At 31.5% G+C, this 6,011-nt stretch carries 4 protein-coding genes; 2 read left to right on the top strand and 2 right to left on the bottom strand.

The genetic code is table 11. The features are described from left to right. Positions 1 to 1,054, bottom strand: a 1,054-nt coding sequence (gene dnaX, locus WAO74_RS13225; protein ID WP_422162731.1) for a DNA polymerase III subunit gamma/tau, incomplete at its 3' end; no start/stop codon positions are given. A gap of 243 nt (positions 1,055 to 1,297) precedes the next feature. Here dnaX and msrA point away from each other — a divergent pair. Beyond that, on the top strand, positions 1,298 to 1,954 hold the full coding sequence (gene msrA / locus WAO74_RS13220; RefSeq protein ID WP_422162730.1) for a peptide-methionine (S)-S-oxide reductase MsrA: 657 nt from the start codon (positions 1,298 to 1,300) through the stop codon (positions 1,952 to 1,954). A 72-nt stretch (positions 1,955 to 2,026) separates the two neighbouring features. Here the strand turns inward: msrA and WAO74_RS13215 are convergent, their stop codons facing one another. Beyond that, on the bottom strand, positions 2,027 to 4,258 hold the full coding sequence (locus WAO74_RS13215) for a TonB-dependent receptor family protein (RefSeq protein ID WP_422162729.1): 2,232 nt from the start codon (positions 4,256 to 4,258) through the stop codon (positions 2,027 to 2,029). A gap of 253 nt (positions 4,259 to 4,511) precedes the next feature. Here WAO74_RS13215 and guaB point away from each other — a divergent pair, with 253 nt between their 5' ends. Then, entirely contained in the window at positions 4,512 to 5,984 is a 1,473-nt protein-coding gene (gene guaB / locus WAO74_RS13210; RefSeq protein ID WP_422162728.1) for an IMP dehydrogenase, read from the top strand. Positions 5,985 to 6,011: the final 27 nt, after the last annotated feature.

Raw genomic sequence — 6,011 nt, 5'->3', positions numbered from 1 at the left:
AAGTGATAGAGGCAATCTGCATTAAAGTTAATTCTACAAGCAATCGTTGATTTTTGCTTGTTCTGTAATTCAAATCGCAATCATTTGCTTTGTTAATGGCTTGCATTAAAAAAGGGATTGATGCTTTTGTTGCCTGATTTAAATATTTCTTTTTAGTAGCATCACCAACTTCTAAAAGCGGAATGGTTGCTTTGTCTTTGGCAACTAATAAATCTCTAAAATGACTTGCTAATCCGTTTATAAAATGATGCCCTTCAAAACCTTTTCCTAAAACAATATTAAAGGCGTTTAAAACATCAGGTATTTTGTTGTCTAGCAGCAAATCTGTCATGTTAAAATAGGTATCGTAATCTAAAACATTTAAGTTTTCAGTAACAGCTAGGTGTGTTAAATTCTTGCCAGAAAAACTTACAACTCTATCAAAAATTGATAAAGCATCACGCATTGCACCATCTGCTTTTTGAGCAATTACATGCAAAGCATCATCTTCTGCAGTAATATCTTCCATTTCGCAAATGGTTTTCAAATAATTTTTTGCATCTAAAACGCCAATTCTTTTAAAATCGAAAATTTGACAACGAGATAAAATGGTTGGAATTATTTTGTGTTTTTCTGTAGTTGCTAAAATGAAAATTGCATGTGCAGGAGGTTCTTCTAAAGTCTTTAGAAAAGCATTAAATGCAGATTGAGACAACATGTGAACCTCATCAATAATGTAAACTTTATATTTTCCTGTTTGAGGTGGAATACGAACTTGGTCTGTTAAATTTCGAATATCATCAACAGAATTATTAGAAGCAGCATCTAATTCAAAAATGTTAAATGCAAAATCTTCATCTTCTGCAACTTCTTTATCTTGCTGATTTATTTTTTTAGCTAAAATTCTTGCACAAGATGTTTTTCCAACACCTCTAGGACCTGTAAACAATAAAGCTTGTGCTAAGTGATTATTTTTAATAGCATTTTCGAGCGTATTTGTAATAGCCTGTTGCCCAACAACATCCTCAAAATTTTGAGGGCGATATTTGCGTGCAGAAACTATAAAATGCTCCATATTTTTTTTGAATTACGATTACAAAAATAAGTATCTCATCTATTTTTAACAACTAGGTTTCTTAATAAAATGCTAAAGTTGTAAACAAATTGTATGTACTTGAAATTTGATACGACAAAATTAGTAATTCGATTTTATTATCGAATTAAAAGTTCGGAAATTTGTGCCAAGAATTTTTTTAGTTTATTCTTGGTGCAAATTTTATTCAGAACAAAACAGTATTCATAAACATAATAGATAAAAATGAAATTCATAAAATCAATATTTACAATAACATTTTCGTTATTGCTAATCTCATGTTTGGGTTTTTCTAAAAAAGAGGAAACCAAAGAGTTGAAATCGGAATACAAATCGAATCAAGATACTAAAATCGCTTATTTTGCGAGTGGTTGTTTTTGGTGTGTGGAAGCTATTTTCGAAAGTGTAAATGGAGTAGAAGAAGCAGTTTCTGGTTATGCAGGTGGCCATACAAATAACCCAACTTACCAAAGTATTGGAACTGGTTCTACAGGGCATGCAGAAACAGTTGCAGTTTATTACAATCCCAAAAAAGTTAGTTTCGAAACTTTAGTTACTGTTTTTTTTGGCTCTCATGACCCAACTACTAAAAATGGTCAACATCCAGATTATGGAACGCAATATAGGTCTATTGCTTTTTATGAGAATGATACTGAAAAACAAATTATAGAAAATGCAATTGCCAAATTAAATAAAGAAGTTTATAATGGAAAAATTGAAACAGAGGTTACCAAACTTACAAAATTTTATAAGGCAGAAGACTATCATCAAGATTTTGAAAGGAGAAACCCAAATCAAGGATATGTAAAAGCAGTTTCAATTCCTAGATTAAATAAGTTTAAAAAGAAGTTTCCTGAATTATTGAAACAGGAAAAACATTAATGTTTTATAAAATAAAAAAACTCGAACAAAAATTAATTGTTCGAGTTTTTTTATTGATAATTTTGAAAAGATTTAAAATCTAAATTCTAAACCTGCATAAGCTCCAAAAGGATGTCCAGGTCTTAAACCTGCAGGTACTCTAGAAGCTGCGTAAGTTTCATCTAATAAATTAATAATATTTGCAGTAAGGCTTAATTGTTTTGTTACAAAGTACTTACCAGAAACATCAACTATAAAATTACTATCAACTCTTTCATTATTAGGTATAGCTCCAGAACCTGCTAAAGTTCTAAACTCACCATTAAATCTTCCATTAAAGTTTACTTCGAATGTTTTATGTTCTATAGAAAAACCAATATTAAATTGATGTTTTGGTATGTAAGGCAATTCGTCACCTACAGTAACTGTTCCCCATAAATCATTTGAGCTACCAAAACTATTTTGAAATTCTGTATTGGTTAAAGTGTAACCAAATGAAAAAGGGAGCGCAATTGTAGCGTTTGCTTTTGCAAAATTATAATTTAATAACAGTTCAATTCCGTTTACATTTACTTCACCAGCATTAAATTGGTCTAGAGAACCAGTGCCACCTGTTGCAGCTAAATCGCTACCTAAAAGGTTAGAATAATCGTTAAAGAAACCAACAAACTCTCCAGAAATTCCAGCAAAATTAAATCGAGTTCCTAATTCGTAATTAATACTTTCTTCTGGTTCTTGGCCCTCTTGATTTCCTGGAGGTGAAAACCCTTTGTGTATGCCACCAAAAATTGAAAAGTCGTTATTAAACTTGTAATTAGATCCAATTCCAGGTATAAAAACACCTACAGAATTTTCTCTTTCAGCTAAATTTATACCAGATCTTGTTACATCATTTGAACCAAAATCTTCTCTTTTTAAAGTGATGTTTTCGTAACGAATTCCTGGTGTAAACGTCCAATTATTATATTTTACTTTGTAAGTGATAAAAGAAGCAAATGCATTGGCACTTGTAATTCTGTTTGCATCTGTTCCAGGAATAGCTGCTGTTGTTAAATTTAAATCTCCAGCACTTGAAATACTGTACTTATCTACCCACTGAAATCTGTCTTCTTCATCATAATGATAACGCATTCCGACTTCAATATCATGAAAAGTATCTCCTTTATACCAATGATAATCTAGTTTTGTTTGAATTCCTTGAGAATAATATTTTCTATTATTTGCTTTCACACTAATGGCATCTGATGCAGAATTTACACTTCCGTTTACAATATTGTAATACTCCGAAAATGTAGTTGGATCATTTAAAATAGAAGCAAGAGACTTTCTATTTCCATTAACAGTTACAGCATCTAGTTTATACCAGTTTCTGGCAAAGTTGTTTTGATATGCAGTAGTTGTTAAGCGAATATTATCAGAAAAATTGGCTTTGTGTGTAATTGCATATTGTGTATGATCTGTGGTCATTTTATCTTCATTAGAAGATGCATATCTAGAAAACGGATTTGTTTTAAAATCGGCTTCACTTAAACCTAAATAAGTTTCATTACCCACTTCATCAGAATATTGAAACTTGAATTCTAAAGATTGTTTAACACGTGCACTTGGAAACAGATTTAAGGCAAATTTAGCTACCAAGTCATTTTTATTAAAGCCTGTATTTTTGCCACTTGGTAAAGTTTTAAATCCATCTGAACCATAGTTTAAATATTCAACCATATATCCAAAAGTATCATTACTATTCCCAACTTTTGCATGAATTTGATTCGAATTAAAACTACCATAGTTTGCTCTAATCTGTCCACCGAATTCAGCAGGAATTTGTGATGAAATCATATTAATAGCCCCACCTGTCGTAAAAGGACCATATTGAACTTGACTACTTCCTTTTAAAACTTCTACAGCTTCCATTCTTGCAATTGTTGGAAAATAATAAGCAGAAGAAGCACTATAAGGAGCTGGAGCAATTAAAACACCATCTTCCATTAAGGTAATTTTTGAACTTCTTTCTGGTGATGTTCCTCTCAAACTTATATTTGGGCGTAAACCAAAACCATCTTCTTCATAAATAGTTACTCCAGGAACCGTTCTTAAAACTCTATTTACATCCGTAAAACTGAATTTTTGCAATTCTTTTGGAGATAAATAATAGGCAGAACCACTTCTGTGTTTGGCTGCATATTTGTTTCCAAATATAGCCGCAGTTGAAATAATTACTTCATCTAATTTTTGAATAGAATCTAAAGATTTTTCTTTATTTTTCTTTTCTTGAGAACTAACAATTAGTGTAAATAAGGCTGATAAAACAATAATACCTCTCTTCATTTTATTTAGATTAATTATAAATAGTTTTTTAAAACCGGCGCAAATATACGAACTCATAATACTTTTACAAATTTTATTTAGAATAAATAAAAATAATTTTAGTAACTAATTCATAATCAATTTCTAGAAATAAATATTTATTTCTTAAAAGTGAAATTTTAAAAATCGAGCTTAAGAATGGATGATAGATTTATTAGTTTACCAGTAATAATAATTGTAAATTTGCTCGCAATTATACTTTAATTGCAAAATAATGATTAACGAAAGTAAAATTCTTGGAGAAGGCTTAACATACGATGACGTACTTTTAGTACCAGCTTTTTCACAAGTGCTTCCAAGAGAAGTAAGTATACAAACAAAATTTACGAGAAATATTACCATTAACGTTCCTATAGTTTCTGCAGCTATGGATACAGTAACAGAATCTGCCTTGGCAATAGCCATTGCCAGAGAAGGAGGAATTGGAGTTTTACATAAAAACATGTCTATAGAAGAGCAGGCACAAGAAGTAAGAAAAGTAAAACGTGCAGAAAGTGGAATGATTCTAGACCCAGTAACTTTACCTCTAACTGCTGTTGTTTTAGATGCGAAACATAACATGAAAGAACATGGTATTGGAGGTATCCCAATTGTTGATAAAGAAGGAATTTTAAAAGGAATTGTGACGAACAGAGATTTACGTTTTGAGCACGATAATAACAGACCAATTGTTGAAGTAATGACAAGCGAAAACTTGATTACTGCTGCTGTTGGTACTTCTCTTAAAGATGCTGAAAAAATTCTTCAAAAAAATAAAATCGAAAAACTTTTAATAGTTGATAAAGATTACAAATTAAAAGGCTTAATTACATTTAGAGATATTACAAAAGTTACTCAAAAACCAATTGCAAATAAAGACACTTTTGGTAGATTAAGAGTTGCTGCTGCTTTAGGTGTTACTGCAGATGCAGTGGATAGAGCAGAGGCATTGGTTAATGCAGGTGTAGATGCAGTAGTTATAGATACTGCCCATGGACATACAGTTGGTGTAGTTGATGTACTAAGAAAGATTAAAGAAAAATTTCCAGAATTAGATGTGGTAGTAGGTAATATTGCAACTCCAGAAGCTGCGCAATATTTAGTGGCTGCTGGTGCAGATGCTGTAAAAGTTGGTATTGGCCCTGGTTCTATTTGTACTACAAGAGTTGTTGCAGGTGTTGGTTATCCTCAATTTTCTGCAGTTTTAGCGGTTGCAGAAGCTATTAAAGGAAGTGGAGTTCCTGTAATTGCAGATGGTGGAATACGTTATACTGGAGATATACCAAAAGCAATTGCTGCTGGTGCAGATACTGTAATGTTGGGTTCTTTATTAGCAGGTACAAAAGAATCTCCTGGAGAAACTATTATTTATGAAGGTAGAAAATTCAAATCTTACAGAGGCATGGGTTCTGTAGAGGCTATGAGACATGGTTCTAAAGACAGATATTTTCAAGATGTAGAAGATGATATAAAAAAATTAGTACCAGAAGGAATTGTGGGTAGAGTTCCATATAAAGGAGAATTATATGAAAGTATTCATCAATTTATTGGAGGTTTAAGAGCTGGAATGGGTTACTGTGGAGCAAAAGATATAGAAACCTTGAAAGAAACAGGCAAATTTATAAGAATTACTGCAAGTGGTATTAACGAAAGTCATCCTCATGATGTAGCAATTACCAAAGAAGCACCAAATTATAGTAGAAGATAAATAAAAAAGCTTGAGAAATTTCTCAAG

Source organism: Polaribacter sp., from assembly GCF_049276715.1.
Classification (GTDB): domain Bacteria; phylum Bacteroidota; class Bacteroidia; order Flavobacteriales; family Flavobacteriaceae; genus Polaribacter.
Note: the sequence above shows the minus strand (reverse complement) of the source record. Positions and strands in the feature narration are given on the sequence as shown.